Annotated in this window: 25 protein-coding genes; 2 read left to right on the forward strand and 23 right to left on the reverse strand. The window is 54.3% G+C overall.

What is annotated here, in order from left to right; translation table 11 throughout:
- Positions 1-47 precede the first annotated feature (47 nt).
- The 10 genes from IPH75_05970 to IPH75_06015 all read right to left on the reverse strand — a co-directional run bounded on the left by IPH75_05970 (position 48) and on the right by IPH75_06015 (position 10,603).
- Entirely contained in the window at positions 48-620 is a 573-nt protein-coding gene (locus IPH75_05970) for a 2-oxoacid:acceptor oxidoreductase family protein (GenBank protein ID MBK7141608.1), read from the reverse strand.
- A gap of 2 nt (positions 621-622) precedes the next feature.
- The gene (locus tag IPH75_05975) at positions 623-1,471 is read right to left on the reverse strand and encodes a 2-oxoacid:ferredoxin oxidoreductase subunit beta (GenBank protein ID MBK7141609.1); all 849 of its coding nucleotides are present in this window, start codon (positions 1,469-1,471) and stop codon (positions 623-625) included.
- Positions 1,471-2,583 (reverse strand): 2-oxoacid:acceptor oxidoreductase subunit alpha, encoded by a 1,113-nt coding sequence (locus tag IPH75_05980; GenBank protein ID MBK7141610.1) that lies wholly within the window; start codon positions 2,581-2,583, stop codon positions 1,471-1,473. The genes IPH75_05975 and IPH75_05980 overlap by 1 nt, the downstream gene beginning before the upstream one ends.
- A gap of 32 nt (positions 2,584-2,615) precedes the next feature.
- A complete protein-coding gene (locus IPH75_05985; protein ID MBK7141611.1) occupies positions 2,616-2,882 on the reverse strand; it encodes a 4Fe-4S binding protein in 267 nt (88 codons plus the stop codon).
- A gap of 54 nt (positions 2,883-2,936) precedes the next feature.
- On the reverse strand, positions 2,937-3,962 hold the full coding sequence (gene sucD, locus IPH75_05990) for a succinate--CoA ligase subunit alpha (GenBank protein ID MBK7141612.1): 1,026 nt from the start codon (positions 3,960-3,962) through the stop codon (positions 2,937-2,939).
- A gap of 10 nt (positions 3,963-3,972) precedes the next feature.
- Positions 3,973-5,112 carry an ADP-forming succinate--CoA ligase subunit beta gene (gene sucC / locus IPH75_05995; GenBank protein ID MBK7141613.1) on the reverse strand — a complete coding sequence of 380 codons (1,140 nt, stop codon included), beginning with the start codon at positions 5,110-5,112 and terminating at the stop codon, positions 3,973-3,975.
- Positions 5,109-6,512: an HDIG domain-containing protein gene (locus tag IPH75_06000; protein MBK7141614.1), complete on the reverse strand. Its 1,404-nt coding sequence runs from the start codon at positions 6,510-6,512 to the stop codon at positions 5,109-5,111. The genes sucC and IPH75_06000 overlap by 4 nt, the downstream gene beginning before the upstream one ends.
- A 2-nt stretch (positions 6,513-6,514) precedes the next feature.
- Positions 6,515-7,477, reverse strand: coding sequence for a carbamate kinase (arcC, locus tag IPH75_06005; protein MBK7141615.1), 963 nt, complete (start codon positions 7,475-7,477; stop codon positions 6,515-6,517).
- 59 nt (positions 7,478-7,536) lie between these two features.
- A complete protein-coding gene (locus IPH75_06010) occupies positions 7,537-8,898 on the reverse strand; it encodes a GTPase (GenBank protein ID MBK7141616.1) in 1,362 nt (453 codons plus the stop codon).
- 208 nt (positions 8,899-9,106) lie between these two features.
- A complete protein-coding gene (locus IPH75_06015) occupies positions 9,107-10,603 on the reverse strand; it encodes an aldehyde dehydrogenase family protein (protein ID MBK7141617.1) in 1,497 nt (498 codons plus the stop codon).
- Between the two features lie 420 nt (positions 10,604-11,023).
- On the opposite strand from IPH75_06015, the gene IPH75_06020 reads away from it, so the two are divergent.
- On the forward strand, positions 11,024-11,671 hold the full coding sequence (locus tag IPH75_06020; GenBank protein ID MBK7141618.1) for a hypothetical protein: 648 nt from the start codon (positions 11,024-11,026) through the stop codon (positions 11,669-11,671).
- Here the strand turns inward: IPH75_06020 and IPH75_06025 are convergent.
- Positions 11,658-12,284 (reverse strand): DNA-3-methyladenine glycosylase 2 family protein, encoded by a 627-nt coding sequence (locus tag IPH75_06025; GenBank protein MBK7141619.1) that lies wholly within the window; start codon positions 12,282-12,284, stop codon positions 11,658-11,660. The two genes, IPH75_06020 and IPH75_06025, sit on opposite strands and share 14 nt — an antisense overlap.
- Positions 12,285-12,395: 111 nt before the next feature.
- On the opposite strand from IPH75_06025, the gene IPH75_06030 reads away from it, so the two are divergent.
- A complete protein-coding gene (locus tag IPH75_06030; GenBank protein MBK7141620.1) occupies positions 12,396-12,755 on the forward strand; it encodes a hypothetical protein in 360 nt (119 codons plus the stop codon).
- On the opposite strand, the gene tgt is transcribed toward IPH75_06030, so the two are convergent.
- The 12 genes from tgt to purH form a co-directional block, all read right to left on the reverse strand.
- Positions 12,675-13,895, reverse strand: coding sequence for a tRNA guanosine(34) transglycosylase Tgt (tgt, locus tag IPH75_06035; protein MBK7141621.1), 1,221 nt, complete (start codon positions 13,893-13,895; stop codon positions 12,675-12,677). The two genes, IPH75_06030 and tgt, sit on opposite strands and share 81 nt — an antisense overlap.
- Entirely contained in the window at positions 13,888-15,246 is a 1,359-nt protein-coding gene (radA, locus tag IPH75_06040; GenBank protein ID MBK7141622.1) for a DNA repair protein RadA, read from the reverse strand. The genes tgt and radA overlap by 8 nt, the downstream gene beginning before the upstream one ends.
- Before the next feature lie 3 nt (positions 15,247-15,249).
- Positions 15,250-16,008 (reverse strand): ABC transporter ATP-binding protein, encoded by a 759-nt coding sequence (locus IPH75_06045; GenBank protein MBK7141623.1) that lies wholly within the window; start codon positions 16,006-16,008, stop codon positions 15,250-15,252.
- A gap of 1 nt (position 16,009) precedes the next feature.
- Complete coding sequence (locus tag IPH75_06050; GenBank protein MBK7141624.1) at positions 16,010-16,672, reverse strand: ABC transporter permease; 663 nt, start codon at positions 16,670-16,672, stop codon at positions 16,010-16,012.
- Positions 16,673-16,810: 138 nt separating this feature from the next.
- Entirely contained in the window at positions 16,811-18,253 is a 1,443-nt protein-coding gene (gene dnaB, locus IPH75_06055) for a replicative DNA helicase (protein MBK7141625.1), read from the reverse strand.
- 17 nt (positions 18,254-18,270) lie between these two features.
- A complete protein-coding gene (locus tag IPH75_06060) occupies positions 18,271-18,876 on the reverse strand; it encodes a uracil-DNA glycosylase (protein MBK7141626.1) in 606 nt (201 codons plus the stop codon).
- 193 nt (positions 18,877-19,069) lie between these two features.
- Entirely contained in the window at positions 19,070-20,320 is a 1,251-nt protein-coding gene (gene coaBC / locus IPH75_06065; GenBank protein ID MBK7141627.1) for a bifunctional phosphopantothenoylcysteine decarboxylase/phosphopantothenate--cysteine ligase CoaBC, read from the reverse strand.
- A 1-nt stretch (position 20,321) separates the two neighbouring features.
- Complete coding sequence (locus IPH75_06070) at positions 20,322-20,795, reverse strand: DUF494 family protein (protein MBK7141628.1); 474 nt, start codon at positions 20,793-20,795, stop codon at positions 20,322-20,324.
- Between the two features lie 100 nt (positions 20,796-20,895).
- Complete coding sequence (locus tag IPH75_06075) at positions 20,896-21,528, reverse strand: YceI family protein (protein MBK7141629.1); 633 nt, start codon at positions 21,526-21,528, stop codon at positions 20,896-20,898.
- 46 nt (positions 21,529-21,574) lie between these two features.
- Positions 21,575-22,636: a hypothetical protein gene (locus IPH75_06080; GenBank protein ID MBK7141630.1), complete on the reverse strand. Its 1,062-nt coding sequence runs from the start codon at positions 22,634-22,636 to the stop codon at positions 21,575-21,577.
- A 3-nt stretch (positions 22,637-22,639) separates the two neighbouring features.
- Positions 22,640-23,674, reverse strand: coding sequence for a hypothetical protein (locus tag IPH75_06085; protein MBK7141631.1), 1,035 nt, complete (start codon positions 23,672-23,674; stop codon positions 22,640-22,642).
- A 153-nt stretch (positions 23,675-23,827) separates the two neighbouring features.
- Positions 23,828-25,399, reverse strand: a complete 1,572-nt coding sequence (gene purH, locus IPH75_06090) for a bifunctional phosphoribosylaminoimidazolecarboxamide formyltransferase/IMP cyclohydrolase (protein ID MBK7141632.1) — start codon at positions 25,397-25,399, stop codon at positions 23,828-23,830.
- Positions 25,400-25,405: the final 6 nt, after the last annotated feature.

A 25,405-nucleotide genomic window follows, 5' to 3' on the forward strand; every position in this document is an offset into this window, starting at 1 on the left:
CAACAAAGTTCTCGTTTTCAAACAGGTCACCTCAAAAACAGAGTTAGTTATTTCTTCAACTTCGCGGCTTCACGGAAGCCGATCTCGATCGCTTTGCGATTTTTGTCTTCGGTTCCTTTCGGAGCGCGAGACAACACCGCTTCGGTCAGGGCCGCCCGGGAAACGCACCCGGTCAGTTCACCGATCGCGGCCAGGGCGATCACGTTGGCCACCATCACATGTCCGGCCTCTTCGCGAGCCAGGCGAGTGAACGGCAGACCATAATAATTCTCAGTCGGAACGTGCGTCACCAGTGTCGTATCGACGACCAGTGTGCCACCTTCCTTCAGATCTTCGTAGTACTTGTCCATTGCCTCCTGCGTCATCGCGAGGAGCATGTCGAGCTTCATCGCCTTGGGATAGAATATCTCATTCGATGAAATGACGACATCGGACTTGGAGGCACCGCCGCGGGCTTCCGGACCATACGACTGGGTCTGGACGACATTTCGTCCGTCACCGCCGCCGATCGCTTCGCCGAGGATCACGGCCGCGAGGATCATCCCCTGTCCACCAGAACCGGAGAGACGGACCTCAAAGCGGTCCTGCGGAATCTCGATCTTATCAAGCAGTTTGGCCATGATTACTTCCTCCCTGCCATTGCATCGACCATCCGCTGATATTCATCGCAGAACTCGGTTTTGACATTGTCTTCGTGCAGTTCACCGGTGATGATCTTCCCGCGAAGTTCCTCGGGCGTCATCGTTTTTGCCTTCGTCACTGGCACAGCCAGCTCCTTGAACATCTTGATCATGGAAACCGCATCCCCCTGCTTGTTGAGACGTCCGTAATAGGTATGGCAGTTGGACATAGCTTCAACCAGCGAGAAGCCGTTGTGTTGAATCGCCTTCATGATCAATTTCTCGAGCTGCGGCGCATGATGCACCGTCTGGCGTCCGACAAACGAGGCTCCCGCAGCCTGAGCAAGGGCGCAGGCATCAAAGGCCTTTTCGGCGTTCCCATACGGTGTGGTCGTCGAGAACGAACCAGCCGGCGTGGTCGGCGAACCCTGGCCACCGGTCATGCCGTAGATGTAATTATTGATCAGAATGCAGGTGATATCAATGTTGCGACGGCAGGCATGAATGAAATGGTTGCCGCCGATCGCGAGCGCGTCGCCGTCACCGGTGATGACGATAACCTTCATTTTAGGCTGGGCGAATTTGGCGCCGGTCGCAAACGCCAGCGCTCGACCATGCGTCGTATGCAGTGAATTGAAATCAAGATAGACCGGCATACGGCTGGTACAGCCGATCCCGGAGACCATGATCACCTCGTCCTTGTTCAGGCCCAGGTTATCGATCGCGCGGATCAAGGCGCTCATGACGATCCCGTTGCCGCATCCTGCACACCAGACAGAAGGGAACTTCTTCCGGGGACGAAGATACGACAGGATGACATCTGACTTATGTTTTTCGACGATAGTTGCCATTACATCACCTCTTCCACTTTCTGGAGCAACTGAAGCGGCGTCAGGATCTCTCCATCATATCGTTGCACCGTGTGGATCTCAATATCGCGCGGCAGGATGCGACGAACCTCGTGCACGATCTGCCCCATATTCAGCTCTGCTACAATCACCTTGCGACAACGGGCGCAGAGTTCGATCAGCTGTTTGTCAGGGAATGGCCAGATCGTGTAGAGCTGGATCGAGCCAACTTTTGCTCCCGCCTTGCGGGCAATAGCCGCCGCCTGCATCGAAGTACGTGCTACCGTGCCATACGAAATGAAGGCGATTTCGGCATCATCCATCATCTCGACGCGCAGTTTAGTGATCTCGTCAGTGTAATTCTCGATCTTGTTTCTCAGCTTCTCCAGCTTCGGGAAAATTTCGTCTGCGCGGTTGGTCGAGAATCCCATGGTGTCATGAGTCAGACCGGTCACGTTGTAGCGGTATCCCTCGCCGTAGGCCGGCATCGGCGAGACCAGATTAGGGGTCATCGCAAACGGCTCGAACTGATCGGGCGGTGCGGTCGGCTTGATCCGATTGATCACCTGATACTCGCCCGGTTCCGGGATAGTGACCATTTCACGCATATGTCCAAGCACTTCATCCAGCAGAATCGTCACCGGGGTCCGGAAACGCTCCGCCAGATTGAAAGCGCGAATGGTCTCGGTCAGAGTGTCATTGACCGACGATGGCGCAACGGCGATCGCCGTATAGTCACCGTGCGTACCCCAGCGAGCCTGCATCGTATCCGACTGGCTCACTTTGGTCGGTAATCCGGTCGATGGTCCACCACGCTGTACATTGACGATAACGCAGGGTGTTTCCGTCATATACGCGTAGCCGATATTTTCAAGCATCAGCGAAAAGCCGGGTCCGGAGGTTGCGGTCATCGCTTTGTGGCCGGTTATCGAACCGGCGATCACCGCGGCGATCGACGCGATCTCATCTTCCATCTGGATGAATCGTCCGCCGATCTTGGGAAGTTCACGCGCACTCCCTTCGGCCAATTCGGTCGAAGGAGTGATCGGGTATCCGGCAAAGAAGCGCATACCGGAATAGATCGCCCCTTGAACGCAGGCGATATTCCCTTGCATCAATTTTCGTTTATGGTCTGCCACAACTCGCCTCACTTATAATTCGAGGTTATGGCGAAATCGGGGCAATGCTCCCAGCAGATCGCGCATTGAATACAATCGGCCGGACGGGCGAGCACTGGTTTGCCGTCGCGGTCGGGTTCAAATACCTGCGTGGGACAGAAAGCGATACAGATATTGCACGCCTTGCACCACGACAGATTGATATTGAGCGGAGCCGGACCGTCCGTATAATCGAACTTGTTCTTCACCGGCTTTTTACCGGCGGCCGGTGTCGCTCCGATTGGTTCATCAGCCATCTCGTTACCTCTAGCGATTCATTGTGCGTTACACAACTACGACTCTTTTCTCTACTATTTACGCTTTTTCGGCAGAAGCGCAACTCTTTTAGTCCCTTTTTTCACAATCTTCGTTTTCGACGCTGTTTTTTTCGTTTTCAGTGCCGTCTTCGCCGTTTTGGGAGCCGATTTCCCCTTTTTCATAGCAGGTTTCGTCGACTTTTTAGTACGTTTTTTCATCAATTCGGTAAGAAGAATCGGTATCTCCGTCGGCGAAAACGCCACCGGAATGCCAACCTTGTTTAGTGCTTCTATCTTCTCTTTTGCAGTGCCACTGCCGCCGGAAATGATAGCTCCGGCATGCCCCATCCGCTTGCCGGGCGGTGCTGTCTGACCGGCAATAAATGATACGACCGGCTTGGTCACTTTCTTCTTGATGAATTCCGCAGCCATCTCTTCATCGGAACCACCTATCTCACCGAGCATGACAATCGCCTTGGTCTCATTGTCCGCCTGGAAAGCCTCGAGGCAGTCGATGAAGTTAGTGCCGTTGACCTGGTCACCGCCAATTCCAACGCACGTTGTCTGTCCCATGCCGGCCTGGGTCAGCGCCCAGATCGCTTCATAGGTCAAGGTCCCTGAACGCGAGACTACGCCGACATTCCCCTTCTTTATGATATTACCTGGGAGAATACCAACTTTGCTCAACTCAGGCGAAATGAGACCGGGGCAGTTCGGTCCGATCAGGCGGACGCCTTTCTGGCGAAGGTACGGCAGGACCTTCATCATGTCATTGGCTGGAACACCTTCGGTGATGCAGACGATCAGCTTTACACCGGCATCGGCCGCTTCGAAGATCGCATCAACCGAGAACGCCGGCGGAACATAAATGACCGAGCAATTGGCGCCGGTCGCCTTGACTGCTTCTTCCATCGTATTGAAGACCGGAATAGATCCGATCTTGGTACCACCCTTGCCGGGAGTAACTCCGCCGACAACATCGGTACCGTACTTCTTCATCTGTTCCGCGTGGAAGGAACCATCACGGCCGGTGATCCCCTGGACCACCACTTTCGTCTTTTTGTCTATGAATATTGCCATGGTTGACTCCTTATGCCTCCACTCCGGCCAAATTGATCGCTTTTTTTACCACTCCGTCAAGCGTATCCGCGGTCGGGAGTTTGTAGCTGGCCAGGATCTTTTGTGCTTCCTTTTCATTGGTGCCGGTAAGTCGAATAACGATCGGCACGCGCGGCTTCAATTCATTCAGAGCGGCGACAATCCCGTTGGCGACATCGTCGCACCGAGTAATACCGCCAAAGATATTGAAGAGGATCGCCTTCACATTCGGGTCGCTCAGAATGATCTGCATCGCTGTCACTACCTTTTGCGGATTGGATGAGCCACCAATATCCAGGAAGTTCGCCGGCTCTCCGCCATATCGTTTGACCAGATCCATCGTCGCCATCGCCAGTCCTGCGCCGTTGACGATGCAGCCGATATTACCATCAAGCTTGACAAACGAAAGGTCTGCTTCGCGAGCCTTCACTTCCGCCGGGTCTTCCGCATCCAGATCGCGCATTTCTGCGATCCTCTTCTGGCGGAACAGCCCGTTGTCGTCAACATTGAGTTTAGCGTCCAGAGCGATCACATTACCACCGGCAGTGGTTATGAGCGGGTTGATCTCAACAAGCGATGCATCATACTTCCAGAACAGACCGTACAGCTTCATGATGATGTCCGCTGCCTGACGGACCTGATTGATATCACGGTAAAGTTTGTAGGCCAGATTGCGGGCCTCAAAGACCTGTAGCCCACGGACCGGATCGACATACAGCTTGTGGATCTTCTCAGGGGTCTTGGCGGCTACTTCTTCAATGTCCACGCCGCCTGCAGCGGAGACCATGATGACCGGTCGCTTGGTGACGCGGTCAAGAATGATGCCGACATATGATTCCGAGAGTATGTCCTCGGCAACTGTGACCAGAACCTTTTTCACAGTCAATCCCTTGATATCCATACCCAGGATCTTCTGGGCCAGTACTCGGGCAGCTTCGGCGTTTTCGGCGAACTTGACGCCGCCGGCCTTGCCGCGACCGCCGACATGGACCTGTGCCTTCACCATGACAGCTTTGTTGAACTTTTCAGCGATGCTGAATGCTTCGGCAGGGGTAGTCGCAATCGACCCGCCCGGCACCGGAATACCGGCATCAGCAAACAGCTCCTTGGCCTGATACTCGTGGATCTTCATTCGTTACTATCCTTATCATGAATTGAATCTACAGTCCCATCTATAAGCTTCTGAAAATAGTCGCGAGCATACTGTTCAAGTATCTCGCGCCGATTATCTTCCGGATTATCCAGCACTCGCTCCATCAGGTGATTCAGCACCATTCCGACCGGCGGGCTGGGAAGAATATTGAACATAGTCATAATGTCGTTGCCGGAGAGCGCGAGATCACCAAGCCCAAAGGGGGGCTTTTTGGCCAACTCAGACTTGATCTCCGATTCAAACTGGTCGACATCCTCGGTCCTTCCTCCCATCCCCTGCCCGGCCACATCGGCCCGTCGCAGGTCAAGGAGATCCCAGATCAGGTCTGTCCCGACCTTTTTCACCAACCGTCGAAGTCCCTTGTCGGAGACTGCGGTCGTAAACATATGCCGCTCGACTAGCGTCGATACTTCTTTCGTCAGGTCATTGGAGAAGCGAAGTCTCCGCATGATATCGCGAGCGGATTTCGCTCCACCGATCTCATGCCCATAAAACGTCGCACGGTCCCCTTCGTCGGAGACGCGTCGATGTTGTGGCTTTCGTATATCATGGAATAGCGCCGCCAATCGAAGTCGCAACGACGGCTTGGCGGCATCGAGAACGTGCAAAGTATGCTCGAATACATCGTACTTGTGGTATGGTCCCGGTTGCGAGACGCCAACACAGGCTTCCAACTCCGGCAGGATATGCTTGAGCAAACCGGTTGTCTGCATAATCCTGAATCCATCAGAAGGTTTCTCTGCGCGCTCCAGAAGTTTCGTCAGCTCGTCAGCGATCCGTTCGGCAGAGACTGTCTTTATCAATTCCGCATGCTCGCGAATCGCTCGAAACGTCTCCGGCTCGATCATGAAATTGAACCGTGCGGCAAACTGCACCGCCCGCAACATGCGAAGTGGATCTTCCACAAACGACTGCGGCGAAGTCATCCGAATAGTGCGATTCTGCAGGTCAACCTGACCATGCAGTGGATCGACCAATTGCTCGTTCTCTAGCGATAAAGCCATCGCATTGATCGTGAAATCTCGGCGAATCAGGTCATCTTCGACCGGAATGTCCGGGTCGAACGAGACCTCAAAATCCTTGTGTCCGACACCGGTGGAATGCTCGCGGCGCGGCAGCGCGATATCAAACGTGTACTGATTTCCTTGACGGAATTGGGTAAACTTGATAACGCCGAAAGAACGGCCAACCAGGTCGACTCGTCCGTATTGTTTGAGAATGGACGTGAGAGCGTCGTAATGAATGCCTGTCACCAGATAGTCGCGGTCCTTGACGACCGTGCCTGCTTGCAGGAATCGGTCGCGCACCGCGCCACCAACTTCATAAATGCGACCCGCGCGTAAGATATCGTCGATCGCGTCCTGTGACAGTCTACACATACTCAATCTGGTACGATCCGTGTTCCTGCCTCGCCGACAACTGCCTTGCGGGCATTGCGGAACGAGGTGATAGTCACCATCTCGCCGCCATCTTCAATGAACTTGATAGCGGCAAGTATCTTCGGCCCCATTGAACCGGCCGGGAAGTGACCATCGGCGTAATATTTCTTCAACTCCGAGAGCTTTACATGCTCCAGTATCTTCTGGTCCGGTTTGTTGAAATTGATCGCGACATTGTCCACCGAGGTAAGGATCGACAATATACCTGCTCCGATCTCTTTCGCGAGTACAGCCGAGCCAAGGTCTTTGTCGATCACCGCATCCATACCTTCGAGCAGCCCGCGTTTGTCGATGAAAACCGGAATGCCACCACCGCCTCCGGCGATGACTATGGTGCCGCTGTCGACAAGCGTCTTGATCGTTCCCGCCTCAATCGCGGTCTGCGGCATCGGTGACGGCACCACTCGGCGCCAGCCGCGATTTCCATCCTGCTTCATCTGCCAGTCGCGCGTCTCAGAGAATATTTTAGCGTCCTCTTCGGTGTAAAACTGGCCAATGTACTTAGTGGGGTTCTTAACCGCCGGGTCATGTTCATCCACCAACATCTGGGTGATGATAGTGACCACGGGACGGTTGATCCCCTCGAGTTTCAGTCGATTCTGCAACGACTGCTCGATCATATACCCCATCCCCCCTTCGGTGTCTGCCACCAGCACACCCAGCGGAAGGATAGGCGCTTTGCCTCTGGCCAGTTCAACTCTCAAGAGACAGTTGCCGACCTGTGGTCCATTGCCGTGAGTCACGACAAGATGGTAACCGTCACGCGCCAACTCGATTATCCCATCAAGGGATGATCGCGTGTTGGCGAACTGATTGGCGATGGTATCTTCCTGGCCCGGTAAGGTGATCGCGTTGCCGCCCAGCGCGATGACAGCAGTCCTGCTTTTCGATTGCTTCGAGTTCACTGGTTATACGCCTGGATGAGCGGGCAATGATTGACCATTGCCCGCATCCCACATCCGTGTTAGCGCTTTTTCCCTTTCGCGCCGGCCTTTTTCGTCTTGAACCCGAATTTCTGGCTGAGTACGGTCTCAAGATTCGGCGTACCGATCTCCTGCAGACTGTAGAAAACGCGGGCTGTCGGCTTATTGATCTTCACCAGACGGCTCAGATCGATCGGCGTGGCGATCAACACCAGGTCGCACTTGGAACGATTGATCGTCGTCTCCAGATCTTTGACCTGCTTGTCACCATAACCCATCGCCGGAAGCAGTGTCCCGATATTCGGATACTTCGTAAACGTATCAGAGATCGACTGCACCGTGAACGGCCGTGGGTCGACCAGTTCTGAAGCGCCGTACTTCTCGGCCGCCACGACGCCGGCGCCGTAGGTCATTTCACCGTGTGTCAGGGTCGGGCCATCCTCGACCACCAACACTCGCTTGCCACGGATCAGCTCTGGCTTGTCGACTTCGATCGGCGAGGCGCCATCGATAACGATCGCATCCGGATTGTATTTGCGGATCGTCTCGCGAAGATAGGAGACATTCTCCGGCTCGGCAGAATCGATCTTGTTAATGAGAATACAGTCAGCCATCAGCAGATTGTTCTGACCGGGATAATAGCTGGTCTCATGGCCGGGGCGATGCGGATCAACCACGGTGATGTGAAAATCCGGGACATAAAACGGCATATCGTTGTTGCCGCCATCCCAGAGGACCACGTCGGCTTCTTTTTCAGCTTTGCGAATGATCTGCTCGTAATCAACACCGGCATATACCGTGACACCATTGACGATATGCGGTTCGTACTCTTCGCGCTCTTCGATCGTGCATTTGTGCTTATCAAGATCCTTAAGCGAGGCAAACCGCTGGCACGCCTGAGCCGCCAGGTCACCGTACGGCATGGGGTGGCGGATCGCCACGACCTTCTTGCCCATCGCCTGCAATACTTCTGCCACCCTGCGAGTGGTCTGCGATTTGCCGGAACCGGTACGAATGGCGCAGACCGCCACCACCGGCTTGGAGGATTTGATCATTGTCGGACGGCCACCTTCGAGCGCAAACCGAGCGCCGGTCGCCATCACATACGCGGCTTTCTCCATGACATACTGATAGGAAACATCGGAATACGAGAAAATGACCTCGTCAATTCCATGCTTCTTCACCAGCCCAAGCAGTTCCTTTTCGTCGTGGATCGGGATTCCCTTGGGATAGAGCTTTCCGGCGAGTGCCGCCGGGTAGCGGCGCCCGTCGATATCCGGGATCTGGGTCGCGGTGAAAGCAACGACCTCAACCGAGTCATTATCTCGGTAGAGCGTGTTGAAGTTATGGAAGTCGCGTCCGGCGGCTCCCATGATGATGATCTTTCTCTTTTTCGTCAGCATACTACTACTCCTGCTACTGGCTAAACGTTACCAAACTGTCAGTGGTCGGTCGAACAAGGCTGAGCGACCTAGATCGATGACGACTGCCAGATGTAACGGATCAGGTAGCAGGGGATCTGATGGTGCGAAGCGCCGATCATATCATTCCCTCACAGCTCTGGTCCGATACCACGTTCCCTGTTCCTATCGTAATCCTCTGTTTCCCGAATCAGTCCGCGTTGTCGATCTGTGCACGCTGGATCGTTCCGGAGAAATCAACATAGATCGACTTCCACTCGGAAAAGACATCGAGCGCCGCAGTCGCCGCTTCACGATGACCGTTACCCGTCTCCTTTGTCCCACCAAACGGCAGGTGTGTCTCGGCGCCGATCGTCGGGGCGTTGACATAGAAGATCCCGGTATAGACATCGCGCATGGCCACGTAGGCTTTGTTGACATCGCGAGTATAGATCGAGGCCGACAAGCCATACGGCGTATCATTGGCCAATTCGATCGCTTCTTCAAATGTGCTGAACGTACCCATACCGAGCACCGGCCCGAAGATCTCTTCTTTCCAGATCCGCATATTGCGAGTCACCCCTGAGAAAACGGTCGGCTGGACAAAGTACCCTTTGTCATACGCGCCGCCCGTAAGGCGATTGCCGCCACATTCCAGCTTGGCGCCATCCGCTTTGCCGATCTCTACATATTTCAGCACAGTCTCTAGCTGAGACTGGTTAACCACCGGACCCATCTGAACGGAATCCTCGAGGCCATTTCCAACTTTGATCCCCTTGGCTTTTTCAACCAACATGGCAGTGAATTTGGCCGCAATGTCCTTATGCATGATGACACGGCTGGTCGCAGTGCAACGCTGGCCGGAAGTACCAAACGCACCCCACAGAACGCCTTCAGCCGCCAGGCTGAGATCGGCATCTTCCATGATGATGATGACGTTTTTACCGCCCATCTCCAGACAGAGATGCTTGAATTTCGGCGCACACGCCACGGAGACTTTGCGACCGATCTCGGTCGAACCGGTAAAGGAGACGATCCGCACCCTATCGTCGTTCATCAACGCATCGCCGACCGACCCACCCGGACCAGTGACCATGTTGACGACACCAGGCGGCACTCCTTCTTCCTCACACGCCTTCATCAGATTGACAACCGACATTGGCGTATCAGTTGCCGGTTTGATGACGATGGTATTACCGCAAATCAGAGCGGGCATCATCTTCCAGGACGGAATCGCCATGGGGAAATTCCACGGCGTAATGAAGCCGCAGACGCCCACAGGCTGGCGGACCGTCATGTTAAACTTATTAGGAAGCTCCGAGGGAGTCGTCATGCCGAACAGGCGACGGCCTTCGCCCGCCATGTAATAGGTCATGTCAATCGCTTCCTGAACATCGCCGCGAGTTTCGATCAGGATCTTCCCCATCTCGCGGGTCATATCGCGGGAGTATTGTTCTTTGTTGGCTGTCAGCCGTGCAGCCACACGATACAATATCTCACCGCGCTTCGGCGCGGGGACCAGACGCCATTTCTTGTAAGCCTCTGATGCGGCATCTACCGCCGCCTTAACATCGGCGGGAGTTGATTTCTGGAAAATGCCGATCACGTCATCATGATTGGCAGGATTGAGATTCTCAAATGTTTGCCCGGAAGATGAAGCAACCCAGGCGCCGTTAATGTAATTCTTGTAAACAGTGACGCTGCTCATGGCGCACACTCCTATGCATCAATGTGTCATGGCCGGACGCTGCGCGTTGTGAATAATTTCACAGCGAATCGGCGGAAGCGCTAATATACCGCTTAATCGGTCGTTGTCAACCGCTTTCGGGATTCGTCACCCCCCTCTTTCTTCTTGTGGTATAGTATGTTACATCAGGCGTGAAGACTCTCGTCATCCGCCCTTTCGATAATTCTTTGCACTCGTCAACCTGGTCCCGTTCGGCGAATTTCCGTCGCCCCTCTTTCTCACTCGCCGTAATTCGTTCGCGAACTTAAGACTGCATGATGAGCGGTGAGTCCATTGTGGACTGATGAAGTCGAATCCAGTCATTTCTAATGGGAGCGCGAAATACTAATTGATGGAAACCGTTCCGCGAACGTGTATATTAGTGAAGGAACAGGAGGCGAAGTGACATTCTTGCTATTGGTTGGCTGGTTGAGTTTGCCATTGGCGCCACTCAATCCGGTCGCACAGGATACGATCGCGGCAATGAATCTACACGTGACGGCTGGGATCACCAGCCCGAATGGCATTGTCTCGGCCAGCCCGGAAATCTCCTTCAAGTATGAATTCCGTCCCGCGCACCCCCTGATCGTGCGTTCCGAAGTCGATTTTCGGTTTGGATCGGTCGGAACCAGATTCTGGCCCGATGGCAAAGAGCAACCGGCGATGTATCTCGAGGGGAATTATCGCACTGCCCTGCTGGCGGCCGACCTGCTCTACTATCGAGGAACGGATCATCTCACGGCCTACCTCGGCGTGGGCATAGTCCAGTCATTCAACGAATTTGATGCCGACCAGCTTTCGCGAGATATCCTGAAAAGCCAATATGACATAGATAAGATCGATATGTCGCAGAAGATCGGCTACCGATTCACGCTCGGGCTCCGCTTCAATCGCTCATACGCGTTTGAAGTGGCGATCACTCAGATGGAGCCACACTTTGTGTTTGGCAGAGATTATGGTGACGGAACTTATTCCAAAGAAGAGGTCCCGACCCAGTTCAGTTCGTTTCGCTTCACCTTTGGCTACCTCTGGGAACTCAAGTCGCTTTAGCCACTGGTTCGTTGGCCAGCGATCGCCAGAGATACAGACAGGCCACCGTCCGATACGGTTTCCACCTGACCGCAAACTTATCAAGCCGTTGGAGATTTCGTTTCCCGTACAACCGCATAACCGCGGTCTGAATCCCCTTATCTCCGGCCGCGAAGATATCCGATCTTCCCAAAACAAACATCAAGTACATTTGCGCTGACCACGGACCTATTCCCTTCACCTGCACCAGGTGTTCGGACACGTCATCATCGCACATCGATTCTATTCGCTTGAACGATACCACCCGTCCACTGACTTTCGCCGCCAGGTCGCGGACCGAGTTGGTTTTCGCCTGTGAAAGCCCAACCGATCGAAGTTGACTGTCCGTTAACTTTGCGATCTCACCGGGAGTAATTTTCCCTCTCGTCAATTCCTGCAACCGCTCGTAGATCCGCGCCGCCACAATCGTTGAGAGCTGTTGACCGACAATGATCCGGGTCATTGAGGCGAATCCGTGAGGCATGGTCCTGACCAGGCCGGGGCCGTGTTGCTCGATCAGCAGTTTCATGACCGGGTCTGTTGAGGCGAGAGATCTCTCCGCCTCAGTATAGGTCGGGGTGTGTTGTTTCGGCATGCAACAATGTAATCGCTACGTAATTCATAAACATCACTTTTTGCAGTCCATAATCGAGAATCCCGGCGAACCAATAGCCGGTTCACGGCGTTACAACGGGAAACCTCATTCATGGAAGGGATTTCAATGCAGATCAACTACTGGGTAATGGCTTTGGGCGGATATATGATCATCATGGGCATACTCGGGTTCATCCGGACCGGTTCGCCTACCGCGCTTTATATCAACGGCGGTATCGCCCTGGTCACTGTATTGATTGGCTATTTCTGGGGACGCAATCTTGGGGGCGTTCTGGGACCGGTTGCGATCGGCTGGGTAGCGCTCAACAGCGTCCTGCTCGGTTATATGACATTCAAGCGGATCGCAGCACATGCTGAAACCCGCGCCGGCTCAGAATTCATTTTCGGGTCGATGGCGGTTTTTGCGGTAATTGTGCTGATTCTGCTTATTCGCCATCGATTCAGCAGCTGATATCGCCCGCTCTGCGATCTTGTAGCGATCGAAGAATTCGCGTCGGAACGTATCGAACCGATGCTCTTCGATCGCTTTCCGTATACCGCGCATCAGGTTTTGCAGGAAGTAGCTGTTGTGATAGGTCGCCAGCACGAATCCAGTGATCTCCCGCTGATTGTACAGATGGCGGATATAGGCGCGACTATATCGCTTACAGACCTTGCAGTCGCAGTATGGATCGAGCGGTGACTCATCCCTGGCAAATTCAGCGTTTCGATAGACGATCTGCCCTTCCGAGGTAAACACATTCCCGGTCCGGGCATTTCTGGTCGGAAGGACACAATCAAACATGTCCACCCCGTACGACACCGCCATCAGGATATCTTCAGGATACCCAACTCCCATCAAGTAGCGAGGCTTGTCTCCCGGAAGATACTGGATCGTGTGCGCCAGCATCTCTTCCATCTCCTGCTTGCTCTCCCCCACTGACAAACCGCCGATAGCATTGCCGGGGAAATCAAGACTGACAATCTGTTCGGCCGAGACAGTTCGAAGATCCCTATAAACCGACCCCTGCACTATTCCGAAAAGGCTGATCTGCCGTCCTGATCTGGCAAGCAGATCCTGATGTTCGTCTTTGCATCGCTTCGCCCAATCAAACGTCCGGCGAACCCCTAGCTCCGCCAGATCATGATCAGCCGGGAACGGAACACACTGGTCGAACGCCATGATGATATCCGGCCCGATCGCATGCTCGATCTGCATCACCTTCTCGGGTGAAAAGAAATGGCGTGAACCGTCAATGTGCGATTGGAACTCCACCCCTTCGTCGCTGATCTTGGCTATATCTCGCAGCGAAAAGACCTGAAAGCCACCGGAGTCGGTCAAGGTCGGCTTATTCCAACCATTGAATTTGGCCAACCCTCCCATCTGTTCGATGATATCTGTTCCCGGGCGCAGATAGAGATGATAGGTATTTCCCAGAATGATCTCAGCACCAATTGAATCAAGATCCTCGGAGGTCAAGGCCTTGACCGAGGCCGAGGTCCCAACCGGCATGAAAACCGGCGTCTGCACATCCCCATGTGCGGTGTGCAAGACTCCGCGACGAGCTGAGCCATCGGTAGTGACGACTTCGTGAATGGCGTTCTTATCCAATGGCGATATCCAGTGCGGCTTGAATATCGGAAACTCCGAAGATCTCAACCGTCGGTTCTTGCACTTGCGATCGATTCGTCTGCGGTACGATCATAGTAGTAAATCCAAGCTTGGCGGCCTCGCTGACCCTTCGGTCGATCTGCGTAATACCGCGCACTTCTCCGGAAAGTCCAACCTCACCGACGATCATTGTTTTAGGGCGGACGGGACGATTCTGTAATGATGAAGCGACCGCGGTCAAGACGGCCAGATCCAGGGCCGGTTCGCCGATCCGAAGACCGCCGGCCACCGATGCAAACACGTCGTGCGCAGATACCGGCATCTCAAGTCGCTTTTCGAGAATTGCCAGCAGAAGCGCCAGCTTCTTGCTGTCGAGCCCGGAGGCCACCCGCTGTGGGGCGGCATAGGTCGCCCGAGTGACCAGCGCCTGCACTTCGACCAGAAGCGGGCGGTTCCCTTCCATCACACCGCATACGACCGACCCAGAACGGTGAGTGATATTTTCGGTCGTGAGAAAGAGCGAACTTGGGTTTTTTACTTCTTCCAGTCCCTGTTGCCCCATCTCAAACAACCCTATCTCAGCTACAGAGCCAAATCTGTTTTTTGTCGCCCGAAGCATCCGATAGAGATGCGCGTTGTCACCCTCAAAGTACACGACCGTGTCAACCATATGCTCGAGCACTTTTGGTCCCGCCACAAATCCCTCTTTGGTGACATGGCCGACCAGGAACAGCGCATTCCCTCTCCCCTTGGTCTGCGAAACAAGTTGATTGGCGCATTCCCTGATCTGGCCGATGGTCCCCGGCGGCGAATCAAACTGCGGCGCGCTGACTGTCTGGATCGAATCAACTATCACCACCCCAAAGTTCCCGGTCTCAATCGTTTCAGTGATCTCTTCGAGAGTCATGGTATTGATGACGGTGATATTTTCGCCGGTCACCCCAAGCCGAGTGGCGCGAATTTTGATCTGTGACAGAGATTCTTCGCCGGTCGCATACAGAACTGGAATCCCCTGAACCGAATATGCCTGCGCGGCCTGGAGTAGCAGGGTCGACTTGCCGATCCCGGGTTCGCCTCCAAGCAGGACAACCATTCCCGGCAGGAGCTGTCCGCCGATCACCCGGTCGAACTCGCTGATACCTGATCGGTAACCGGACATTGTGGTGCTGGAGATCTCAGCGATAGTCTGCCGTTCGACCAGAGTCGGACCGCTCTTCGCTTTTTTCCGCTCGGGGACGCGCTCTTCGATCAAAGCGTTCCAGGAACCACACTCGCGACACTGCCCTTGCCAACGAGTATGCTCTGCCCCGCACTGGGAACAAAAATAGGCAGTCTTTATCTTTTTGCCGATCACCTACGCCACCCGTATCGGTCCCTGCGCGGAACCGGAAATGAACTGTTGCAGAATCGGATTCGGGGTGTTTCGCACTTGATCGGGGGTACCATCGAATTCCACTTTGCCGTGATACAACATCACGATCCGGTCGGCGATCTTAAAGGCAGACCGCATGTCATGCGTCACTGTGATCGAGGTCACGTGCAATTTCTGATTCAATTCAACTATCAGGTCGTCGATCACGTCTGAGGTAACCGGATCGAGCCCGGAGGTCGGCTCGTCATAGAGCATTACATCGGGATTGGTTGCGATGGCTCGGGCCAGACCTATCCGTTTTCGCATGCCGCCCGACAATTCTGCCGGAAGTTTCCCCTTGGTGGCGGACATTCCGACCATTTCCAACTTCTCATTGACTATTTCGTCGATCTGCTCGGGCGTGAACTGGCGCGACTCCAGCAAACCAAGTCCAACATTCTCGGCGACAGTCATCGAATCAAGCAAAGCGGCTCCCTGAAACAACATGCCGAACCGTCGACGCATCGTCACCAATTCATCGGAATCGAATTGCCCTATGTCATTTCCTTCGAAAAGGATTCTCCCTGAATCCGGCTCAATGAGGCGAATGAGATGTTTGAGCATGACAGATTTTCCACTGCCGGACAATCCGATAACGCAGATCGATTCCCCTGCCCGCACCTGGAGATCGACACCGTCAAGAACTCGCAGGTATCCGAACGACTTGACGACTTGCTCAAATTGTATAAGTACTTCGCTCATATCAGATCCGGAACAATAAGATCGTAAACAGGAAATCCAGTACCAGAACCAGGACCATTGAAATGACCACCGAACGTGTAGTTGCCTCTCCGACCCCCTCTGCACCACCCTTTGTCCTGAACCCTTCGAAACAGGCGACCAATCCGATCACCAGACCGAATACCCCTGCCTTGAATAGACCGTTTACCAGATCCATGACACGGAAGGAGCTGCGGAATCCGTTGAGGTAGGTTTCGGAGGAGACGTCGACTCCCACGACAGACACGATCAATCCGCCAATGATCGCCACAAAGTCGGCAAAAATAACCAGCAATGGCACCATCAGCATGCAGGAAAGTACGCGCGGCATCATCAGATAGCGATTTGGGCTGATCCCCATCGCATCCAGGGCATCGATCTGCTCGGTGACCTTCATGGTCCCGAGTTCAGCGGTTATACCCGCTCCGACGCGCCCCGCAAAAACTAGCGTCGACAACACCGGGCCCAATTCAATTATGACGGCCTTGCCAACTGCCTGCCCCAGATAACGCAGCGGTGCTCCAATGAACTTGAACTGATAGGCCGCCTGCCAGGCGGAGACTGCTCCAACGAAGATCGCGATGATAACGATCAGCGGGAGCGACATCACACCGATCGAGTACATCTGCTCGAACAGAACGCGCATGGAGCGCGGAATATCTTTGAGATGAATGATAAACCGGGCGAACAGGAGACTGATGCCGCCGATCCATGAAACGATCGTGACACTCCGTCGTCCGATCGTGATCAACCCTCTTTGCGGTTCCATCAGACCGATAACTCCCTAAAACGGTGTGTCGGAACCCTGCACAGGATCGACATCAGCCGGCAACTCCCTGTAGCCTGCGGCGAGGTTCTCAAACCGGGCAAACTCCTTAACAAAAGCCATCCGCGCAGTTCCGGTCGGACCGTTACGCTGCTTGGCGACAATGATTTCGGCCGTACCGATCTTGTCGGCGTTTTTGGGGTCGCGGCGCTCATCATCATTAAGATAGTACTCCGGACGATAAACGAACATCACAACGTCGGCATCCTGCTCGATCGCTCCGGATTCTCGAAGGTCCGCAAGCTGCGGGCGCTTGTCGCCGCCGCGATGCTCCACCATACGGGAAAGCTGCGAGCAAGCGATCACCGGCAATTGTAACTCTTTCGCCAGGGCCTTCATGCTTCGCGAAATGACCGAAATCTCCTGCTGCCGGTTCTCTGAGCGGCCCGAGGCATGCATCATCTGAATATAGTCTACAATGATCAACGAGAGGTGCGGGAATTGAGCCTTAAGCCGTCTGGCTTTGGCCCGCATTTGCAGCGAGGTCAACGAAGCGGAGTCATCAATAAAGATATCCATCTGCGACAGCGCGTTGCCGTGCTTTGTCAACTGGGCGAACTCGGCATCCGTGAGCTTGCGCGAGCGAAGTTTCTGCTGGCTGATCTTGGCGCGTCCGCACAGCATACGCAAAGCGAGTTGCTCCTTGGACATTTCGACCGAGAAGATCGCCACCCCCTTCTTGACCTTCTCGTTCGATGCAATACTTTCTGCGATGTTGACCGCGAGCGCCGATTTCCCCATGGACGGTCGCCCGGCGACCACAACGAAGTCACCGTTGTGCAAGCCCTGGGTCATCAGATCCAGCTCGGAGTAACCGGTCATCACTCCCTCGAGAGCGCCATCGTCGGACTGGAACCGTTCAATCTGCTCGAACGAATGGTGAACCAGTTGTTTGAGCGGGACAAAGCCCTGGCGGAGCCGGCTCTCGGAGATGCGGAAGATATTGGCTTCCGCCGCATCCAAGAGATCTTCCACCGGATTCTCGGAAACGTAAGCCGAACGGGATATCTCGTTGGATGTCTCTATCAATCGGCGGAGGAGCGATTTATCAAGGACGATCGTTGCATAAGCCAGGACATTCGCGGTCGAGGCCACCGATTCGGCAAGCTCCACAAGATAGACGCGACCACCTGCCTTCTCGAGCTGATTATCGCTCTGCATCACGTTGGCGACAGTCGTTATGTCGCACGGCTCGGAACGGTTGTACAGCTCCAGCATCGATTTGTAGATGATCCGGTGGCGCGGCGAATAAAAGTGCTCTTCTGAGTCGATCACTCCGATCACCTGGTGGATCGCTTCGTCATCCTTTAGGATCGAACCCAGCAGCGCCTGTTCGGCATCGCCCGATTGCGGCGGCTGAAGATGTTGTACGTCTTTATCTGGTCTGGCCTGAAATGCCATAGTGCTTACAGTTCCGGTTACAGTTGGTCGTACCTGGCCTTGAGCATTTTCATATCTTCCCATGTCTCCTTCTTGTACTCAGGGAAGCGAAGGAGCGCCGCCGGGTGATAGGTCACCAGCATCGGGATCCCATGATAATCTAGCCAGGATTTGCGCAATTTACTCAGTGGCGTCGTGGTCTGCAAGAGCGATTGCACAGCGATTCTGCCGAGGCAGCAGATCAGCTTCGGCTGAATAATACGAATTTGTTCGTGCAAGTAAGGCAAACACTCCGCTACTTCGTTCGGCTGGGGATCCCGGTTATTGGGTGGCCGACACTTGAGGATATTGGCGATATAGATCTCCTGACGCGACAACTGGATTGCTGCCAGGATCTTGTCGAGCAGCTTGCCGGCGGCCCCGACAAATGGCTCACCCTGTTGATCTTCCTGTGCTCCCGGGGCCTCACCGATAAACAGCAATTTCGCTTTCGGACTCCCCACGCCGTACACAAATTTGGTGCGCGTTTTTCCGAGCGGGCATTTCTGGCATCCATTGATCGCGTCATAGTGCTCGTCAATGGTCCCATATGAGGCAAGACCGAGCGGAATCGTTATATCATCACGGACGACTGTCTTGGCCATCCTGGCGTTTTCCTCCGTTGAAAGTAAAATCCGTTGTGGCAAGGCTTGGGCCACTTCACTTGCTTCGCTTGACTGTGCCACCAACGGAGGCGACACCGGGCTGATCGCACGACTGAGGATAATCTCTTTAGTGCCTAGTTCGATCTGCGCCTTAAACGCTCGTCGAACGAGTTCGAGTATCTCCTGGGGATTGTCAGCCACGCTGATTAGTCTTTGCCGAAGATGGTCCGACTGCAAGCAAGTCGGCGACTCGTGCGATTAGTCGCGCCGCAACCTCGAATTTAGGCATGATCGGCCAGATTTCCGGTGCCTGCTCGGGCGAAAGGATCATCACCTGATTAGTGTCATGATCAAAGCCTGCCCCTTCGGTCCGCGGATTGTTGACAACGATCAGATCAAGCTTTTTCTCAATCAGTTTCTTCAGTCCGTTCGCTTCGGCATTTTCTGTCTCGAGGGCAAAACCGATTACTTTCTGGTCGGACCGTCGCTTAGACGCGACCTCTTTCAGTATATCCGTGGTCGGAGTCAGGTTGATCTGGAGTTTCTCCCCCGTGCGCTTGATCTTCTGATCAGCCGCATCAGTCGGTGTAAAATCCGATGGCGCAGCCGCCATGATCAGGCAATCGGTCGATCCGAACTCACGCTTGACGGCATCGGCCATCTCTTTGGTCGTCTCAATAGAGATCGTGCGAATTCCGGCGGGAAGTGACATATGAGTGGGTCCGGAGATCAACGTGACCTCTGCGCCGGCATCGCGCGCGGCTTCGGCAATCGCATACCCCATCTTTCCTGATGAACGATTGGAAATGTATCGGACTGGGTCGATCGCTTCCCGGCAGGGACCCGCCGTCACCAGCACTTTTCTACCGGCCAAACTTCCAGAGCGTCGCTTCGCTTCGGATTCGAGAAAAAGTTTCACCTGCTCAAATATCTCGAGTGGCTCCAGCATGCGACCTATACCGAACTGCTTTTCGGCCATTTCGCCTTCAGCCGGGCCAATAAACTGATACCCGAGTTCCACTAACGCGCGCACATTTCGTTGAGTGATCGGATTGTGCCACATCCCGGGGTTCATTGCCGGAGCGATGATCACCGGCGCCGGTGTCGCACAAACGATAGTGGTCAGCAGATCATCAGATACTCCCGAAGCAGTCTTGCCGATGAAGTTGGCAGTTGCCGGAGCGATCACCATCAGGTCTGCCCAGCGAGCCAACTCAATATGGCGGGTGGCGATCTCATCACGCTCCGCCCACATATCGGTATAAACCGGATTCCGCGAAGTTGCCGCCAGTGTCATTGGCGTAACAAACTTGGTCGCATTGGCTGTCATAATGACCCGGACTTCCGCCCCAGCCTTGATCAGCGAGCGAACCAGGTATGGCACCTTATAGCAGGCAATGCCGCCGGTCATTCCGACGATAATTTTCTTGCCGGATAGTGACATGTCAGTTAATGGTCAGGGTTGGATCGATCTTTGGATCAAATAGTGCCAGCGATTCCATCTCGTTGAGCTCGTTGAACAGGACGGCCGCGGTCACCAGTTTTATCTGTTCCAGGTCAACGCGCTGAGGCGAGACAGAAAACGCCCGTTCAAGTACCGTCTCAAACTGCTCGTCATCAATAACCGAAAGCGCCACCAGCTTCACCAGGAAACCGTACGCTTCGGGGCTCAACTGCAACCGCTCGTATTGCGTCAAAACGCGATTGGAATGATGTTCTTCCGGGAATTGGGCGAAAAAGGGTTCGTCACTATGCTCAAAACGGTCGATCACCCAGGAGTAGGCGGACGAGATCTCAGTATCTGAATAGCCCATGCTCTGCAGATCTGGCGTGAGATCATCCATACTCGGAAGCATCCCCTGATTCTCCCGCATATGATCGATCAGATAAACGACAATTTCCAGAACTCTGTTACCCATCAGCCCTTCTCGTCTTTTCCCCCAACGGTGGTAAGATAGACGAGAAGTCTGGACCGGTCAATGACAGACTATCGTGGACAGCCAAATTTACCGGGGCCGCTTATTCCATAATTGGCCAGTCGGGGAGCTGAATTTCCGCGGCTGGTAAGTTGTTGTAGCCGGAGAAAATGCACTCCACGTCGATTTTTTCCGCCAATTTCATGAACAGCGCCTTGGGACGCGGAATATCATACTCATCCAGCAAGAGCTGGAATTGGGTACGAATCGTTACCATTTCTCTCCCCTGCTCGGAAGTCCTTCGCACCGTCATTTTGGCGGACAACTCACGTTTCACCCCGTGAATGTAAAACCATCCTCGGACCGTTCCACTATCTGACCTTCCATTTTCCAATCTGGCCAATCCATCAACTCGGGTTAGCTCAAAAAAGGCGAATGGGTACTTCTCGGTGTGCAAATGGCGCTCTCGCATGTGCTCATCGCGAGTGTCGATCCCGGTTTTGAGCGTGCGCAAATCCACTCTGAGAATTCCGATCATACTTGAGTCGAGACGTCCCGGATCACAGGAAAAGTAGCCGTCGATCGAAGCTGTCTTGCCTTCGATGAATTCCAGCTTGGCTGTAGACCGGAAATAGACCGAGTCCCCCCCGGCGGTCGCGTCGAGGCGAAAATCCGTTCCTTTGGCCGCAGATCCGGCCAGGAAACAGATTGACAGCATGACTATAAGTTTTTGCATTCTACCTGCCTTTGACAAGATTCGGGTACACTGTACCGGTCTTGCATCAATTGTCCGGCGCCCCGCCGTTGATCCAGTCGCGGATCTTCTCCTGATCGCTGGTTGGAACATAGGGCCCGCCCGGAGGCATCCTCAGTTCGAACTGCGGCGAACTGGTTGTCTTGAAGTACAGGCTGCTCGCCGCGGCATCCCCTGGCACGACAATCGGGCCATGCGAACCAGAACCGTGCAGCACCGCGTGGTATGTCGCTGATCCGAGATTCAGCCCCCCTTCAGCGGAAGTGCCACCGTGGCAACCGGCGATTGCACACCGCAAAACCAATACCGGCTGAATATCGGCAGCAAAACTAGGCACATCGTCGTTCTCGATCGTCCCGAGTGCGTTGCCATCGAAGAGCGCTCCATTAACCACATTGGATATCGTCACAGTGAATGTCTCTTCAGGTTCAAACAGGTTGTCCTCCACAGTTGGGACCTTGATAATGAGCTTGGTGGAACCGGGCAAGATCGTATCCTTCCCCGACTCCGCCACAAAGTCCGAGGTAGCCAGTGCGGTCCCACCGGAGACCGCATAATCAAGAATGAGTGGGAGTATGCCTGGCTTGTTCAAGACGACCTCGAACGAAGCTGTATCCCCTTCAACCACGCTGCTGTCGCGTACCAAAACAATGGGGACACCGTCATCATCAAGCACGAAACAAGACGCTTCCGCCTCGACGACAACTGCATTACTTGCACTCAGGATTCGGACCACGAATTGTTCGATCGGCTCGATCTGATCATCCTGGAGTAGTTCGATTCCGACATGAACATGATCTTCGTGATGCCCGGCTCCATCGGTGGCCTCGATAGTGACCGTATCTGTCCTGGCGATGAAATCCTGGCCGGCGGTTGCACTAGATCCGACAAAGGTGTATATGACCGTCACCGGCCGCGGCGCTTCAAAGCTCAGTTCGATCTCGCATTGTGCGATACCACCCTCAGTGGTAGTGTCACCATGAACAGACAGTTCCGGCACCGGTATCGCGGGCGGACTTCCCAGATCAGCGCAACCATACAGCAACGCCAGCCCCGCGCAAATGATCAATAGACACAGTTTTCTGTTCATTGCTCAATACCCGACATGGAATTGGACGAACACTTCGTCCTCGCCATCCCGCAACCCGCGTGTGTAATTGGTGTACGATGGCCGGATCTGGACGAACGGCACTGGATAGAAATCCACCGAAAACCGCAAAAACTCATCTACGCCGGTTTCGAGGCGACGGTTACCATCGAAGAAGTTATATTCACCGATCAGATAAAGCCCGTACTCCAACCGCGTGATCAGGCTTCCGTACACAACCACCTGATCGTTTCCCTTGCCAACGACATCAATCTCCCCCATCGCGGTGAAACGGTCATACGCAATACCGCCATATGCTGACTTGGCATGTGGATAGAGACCAAAACTGTCCGGGCCGATCTCATCGGTCAATCGGTATGACCCACCCATCAGATAGCTGAACGGACCAATTGTCCCCGGCCGATAGATGTTGAAATTGAACAGCTTCTGTTCGTTCGGATTAAACGCCTCAGCGATCAGATTTACCTCGGCGTACTCCGCCGATAGCGATACACCATCGAGGTACGTCTCCGGACCATTCCCGGTTTGGGAACGTATGAACGCATTGTGGTCATCCACATGCAGACCAAACGACGGAAGGAATGTTCCGAATTTCGCCGAGTACTTGTTATCCGCAAAAGTAGCCAGTGCGTAGTTCTCGGTGACGCCACTGGCGCCGAACCGAAGATGATAAAACATCCCCTTGATCGGCTCGACCGTCACGAATCCATCCGTCTGCATCCGAAATATCCGACCATCCTCAAGCGCCAGGTAGCGCATATCAAAACCGAGAACAAGCAATTCCCCCACCCGCGGCTTCCGATACTGTGCCGCCAGATGCTTCTTGGTACTCGGAAGCGTCAACTCATTGAATGCGGTTGTGAAATTCCCATACTCGGTCCTGGCTCCCCCACCGGCTGGCGAGAAATGGCAGTTTTTGCATGGCTCGGCATGCTCGACTGTCAGGCGCGGGTAGCTCCAAAGTGATGCTGCCGTCAACAGGATGAGGATCGACAATGGGATGGCGAATGGTCGTTTCATTGCAGCACTTTCAGTTGGCGGCGGACGGTTGGTTTAATGGTTCAGGCAATAGACAACCTGCCCGCATGCTATTACAGAGGAAACGCAGGCTGGGGTCGTACAGCCTGCGTCGATTTATTAACTGGAGAAATACCGAATTGATGACTGACAGGGTCAATGCTTGAAATGGCGTATCCCGGTGAAGACCATGGCAATTCCTAGCCGGTCGGCGGTGGCAATCACCTCGTCATCCCCTTTCGAACCACCCGGCTGGATCACTGCGGCGACTCCCGCCTCCGCCGCCACTTCGAGCCCATCCGGCATCGGGAAAAAGGCATCCGATGCCAGCACCGCCCCTTTGGCTCTCTCCCCCGCTCGTTTTACCGCCAGGAAGCTGGAATCGACCCGAGAGGTTTGCCCCATGCCTATCCCGACCGTGGCATTCTCTTTGGCGATCACGATAGCATTGGATTTGGTATGCTTCACTACGCGCCAGGCAAACAGCAACGAGGTCAACTGCGCCGGAGTTGGCGCCAATTTGGTCGCCGTCTGTAGAGTCTTGGGGTCGAGTTGGTGATCATCGGCGGTCTGCGCCAAAAGCCCACCCTGAATATATCGATAGCTGACCATCCCCTGCTTACGACCAGAGGCTATTTCCGGCAATGCCAACAGACGACGGGTCTTCTTTTTGACCAGAAGTTCCAACGCATCAGGAGCAAAGCCCGGCGCCAGCATACACTCAACAAACGGGGTCTCATGCAGCAGCTTGGCTGTCTCCAGATCAACGATCTTGTTCAGCCCGATGATCGATCCATAGGCCGAAAGCGGGTCCGATTCGTACGCCTTGGCGTACGCTTCTGTCAATGTTTTCGCCTGCGCCGCTCCACATGGATTGGCATGCTTGAGAATACAGGCAAACGGCTCACTAAACTCCAACAACAGATCAAGACAGGCGTCCAGATCACCGTAGTTGTTGTACGACAGCTCTTTCCCGGCCAGCACCTGGGCATGCAACAGGGTAGGCGCAGGATACGACGCATCGGAATATAGAGACGCTTCCTGATGCGGATTCTCACCATACCGAAGCGGCGATGCTTTTCGATATTCCAACTTTATCACATCGGGGAAATGCTCCGCATTTCGCTGAATCGGCGCCGTACTGTCGAGAGCGAACCAGTTGGCAACCGCTCGATCGTAGTCGGCCGTCAGCGCATAGGCGCGCCCGGCACAACGTCGACGGAATTCAAATGAAGTCGTCCCATCATTCTGCTTCATCTCTTCCAGCAGTTCACCATAATCCGTAGGATCAGCCACCACCGTCACCGAATCGAAATTCTTGGCCGCCGCACGGATCATCGAAGGACCGCCAATATCGATATTTTCGATGATCTCTTCCTCGGTCGCATTAGGCTTGGCTACGGTTTGCTTGAACGGGTAGAGATTGACCACTACCAGATCGATGCCGCGATAATCTGCCGCCTGCATCTGCTCCACATCTTCGACCACATGCCGACGGTACAGAATTCCGGCATGGATCTTGGGGTGTAGCGTTTTGACGCGCCCCCCCAGTATTTCCGGTGACCCGGTGAAGGTCGAAACTGAAATGGCATGGATCCCGGCGTCGCGAAGAGTCTTCAGCGTACCGCCGGTTGAAAGTATCTCAACTCCCAATTTATCGAGAGCCAAACCCAATTCAACAATGCCGGTTTTGTCGGAAACCGACACCAGCGCCCGCTTGATCTTAATTGTGTC

The organism is bacterium (assembly GCA_016708025.1).
Taxonomy (GTDB): domain Bacteria; phylum Zixibacteria; class MSB-5A5; order GN15; family FEB-12; genus FEB-12.

What these genes read in the sequence shown, in the direction of transcription:
- IPH75_06030 (MBK7141620.1), top strand. Translation starts at nt 12,396, where the DNA reads ATGGAAGGGATTTCAATGCAGATCAACTACTGGGTAATGGCTTTGGGC.
- sucC (MBK7141613.1), bottom strand. Translation starts at nt 5,112, where the DNA reads ATGAAGATCCACGAGTATCAGGCCAAGGAGCTGTTTGCTGATGCCGGT.
- IPH75_06010 (MBK7141616.1), bottom strand. Translation starts at nt 8,898, where the DNA reads ATGCTGACGAAAAAGAGAAAGATCATCATCATGGGAGCCGCCGGACGC.
- IPH75_06000 (MBK7141614.1), bottom strand. Translation starts at nt 6,512, where the DNA reads ATGTGTAGACTGTCACAGGACGCGATCGACGATATCTTACGCGCGGGT.
- IPH75_06050 (MBK7141624.1), bottom strand. Translation starts at nt 16,672, where the DNA reads ATGCGCGTTCTGTTCGAGCAGATGTACTCGATCGGTGTGATGTCGCTC.
- IPH75_05970 (MBK7141608.1), bottom strand. Translation starts at nt 620, where the DNA reads ATGGCCAAACTGCTTGATAAGATCGAGATTCCGCAGGACCGCTTTGAG.
- IPH75_06025 (MBK7141619.1), bottom strand. Translation starts at nt 12,284, where the DNA reads ATGCCGAAACAACACACCCCGACCTATACTGAGGCGGAGAGATCTCTC.
- coaBC (MBK7141627.1), bottom strand. Translation starts at nt 20,320, where the DNA reads ATGTCACTATCCGGCAAGAAAATTATCGTCGGAATGACCGGCGGCATT.
- IPH75_06085 (MBK7141631.1), bottom strand. Translation starts at nt 23,674, where the DNA reads ATGAAACGACCATTCGCCATCCCATTGTCGATCCTCATCCTGTTGACG.
- IPH75_05980 (MBK7141610.1), bottom strand. Translation starts at nt 2,583, where the DNA reads ATGCAAGGGAATATCGCCTGCGTTCAAGGGGCGATCTATTCCGGTATG.
- IPH75_06080 (MBK7141630.1), bottom strand. Translation starts at nt 22,636, where the DNA reads ATGAACAGAAAACTGTGTCTATTGATCATTTGCGCGGGGCTGGCGTTG.
- sucD (MBK7141612.1), bottom strand. Translation starts at nt 3,962, where the DNA reads ATGGCAATATTCATAGACAAAAAGACGAAAGTGGTGGTCCAGGGGATC.
- dnaB (MBK7141625.1), bottom strand. Translation starts at nt 18,253, where the DNA reads ATGGCATTTCAGGCCAGACCAGATAAAGACGTACAACATCTTCAGCCG.
- IPH75_06070 (MBK7141628.1), bottom strand. Translation starts at nt 20,795, where the DNA reads ATGGGTAACAGAGTTCTGGAAATTGTCGTTTATCTGATCGATCATATG.
- IPH75_06075 (MBK7141629.1), bottom strand. Translation starts at nt 21,528, where the DNA reads ATGCAAAAACTTATAGTCATGCTGTCAATCTGTTTCCTGGCCGGATCT.
- IPH75_05975 (MBK7141609.1), bottom strand. Translation starts at nt 1,471, where the DNA reads ATGGCAACTATCGTCGAAAAACATAAGTCAGATGTCATCCTGTCGTAT.
- IPH75_06060 (MBK7141626.1), bottom strand. Translation starts at nt 18,876, where the DNA reads ATGGCCAAGACAGTCGTCCGTGATGATATAACGATTCCGCTCGGTCTT.
- IPH75_06015 (MBK7141617.1), bottom strand. Translation starts at nt 10,603, where the DNA reads ATGAGCAGCGTCACTGTTTACAAGAATTACATTAACGGCGCCTGGGTT.
- IPH75_06045 (MBK7141623.1), bottom strand. Translation starts at nt 16,008, where the DNA reads ATGAGCGAAGTACTTATACAATTTGAGCAAGTCGTCAAGTCGTTCGGA.
- IPH75_05985 (MBK7141611.1), bottom strand. Translation starts at nt 2,882, where the DNA reads ATGGCTGATGAACCAATCGGAGCGACACCGGCCGCCGGTAAAAAGCCG.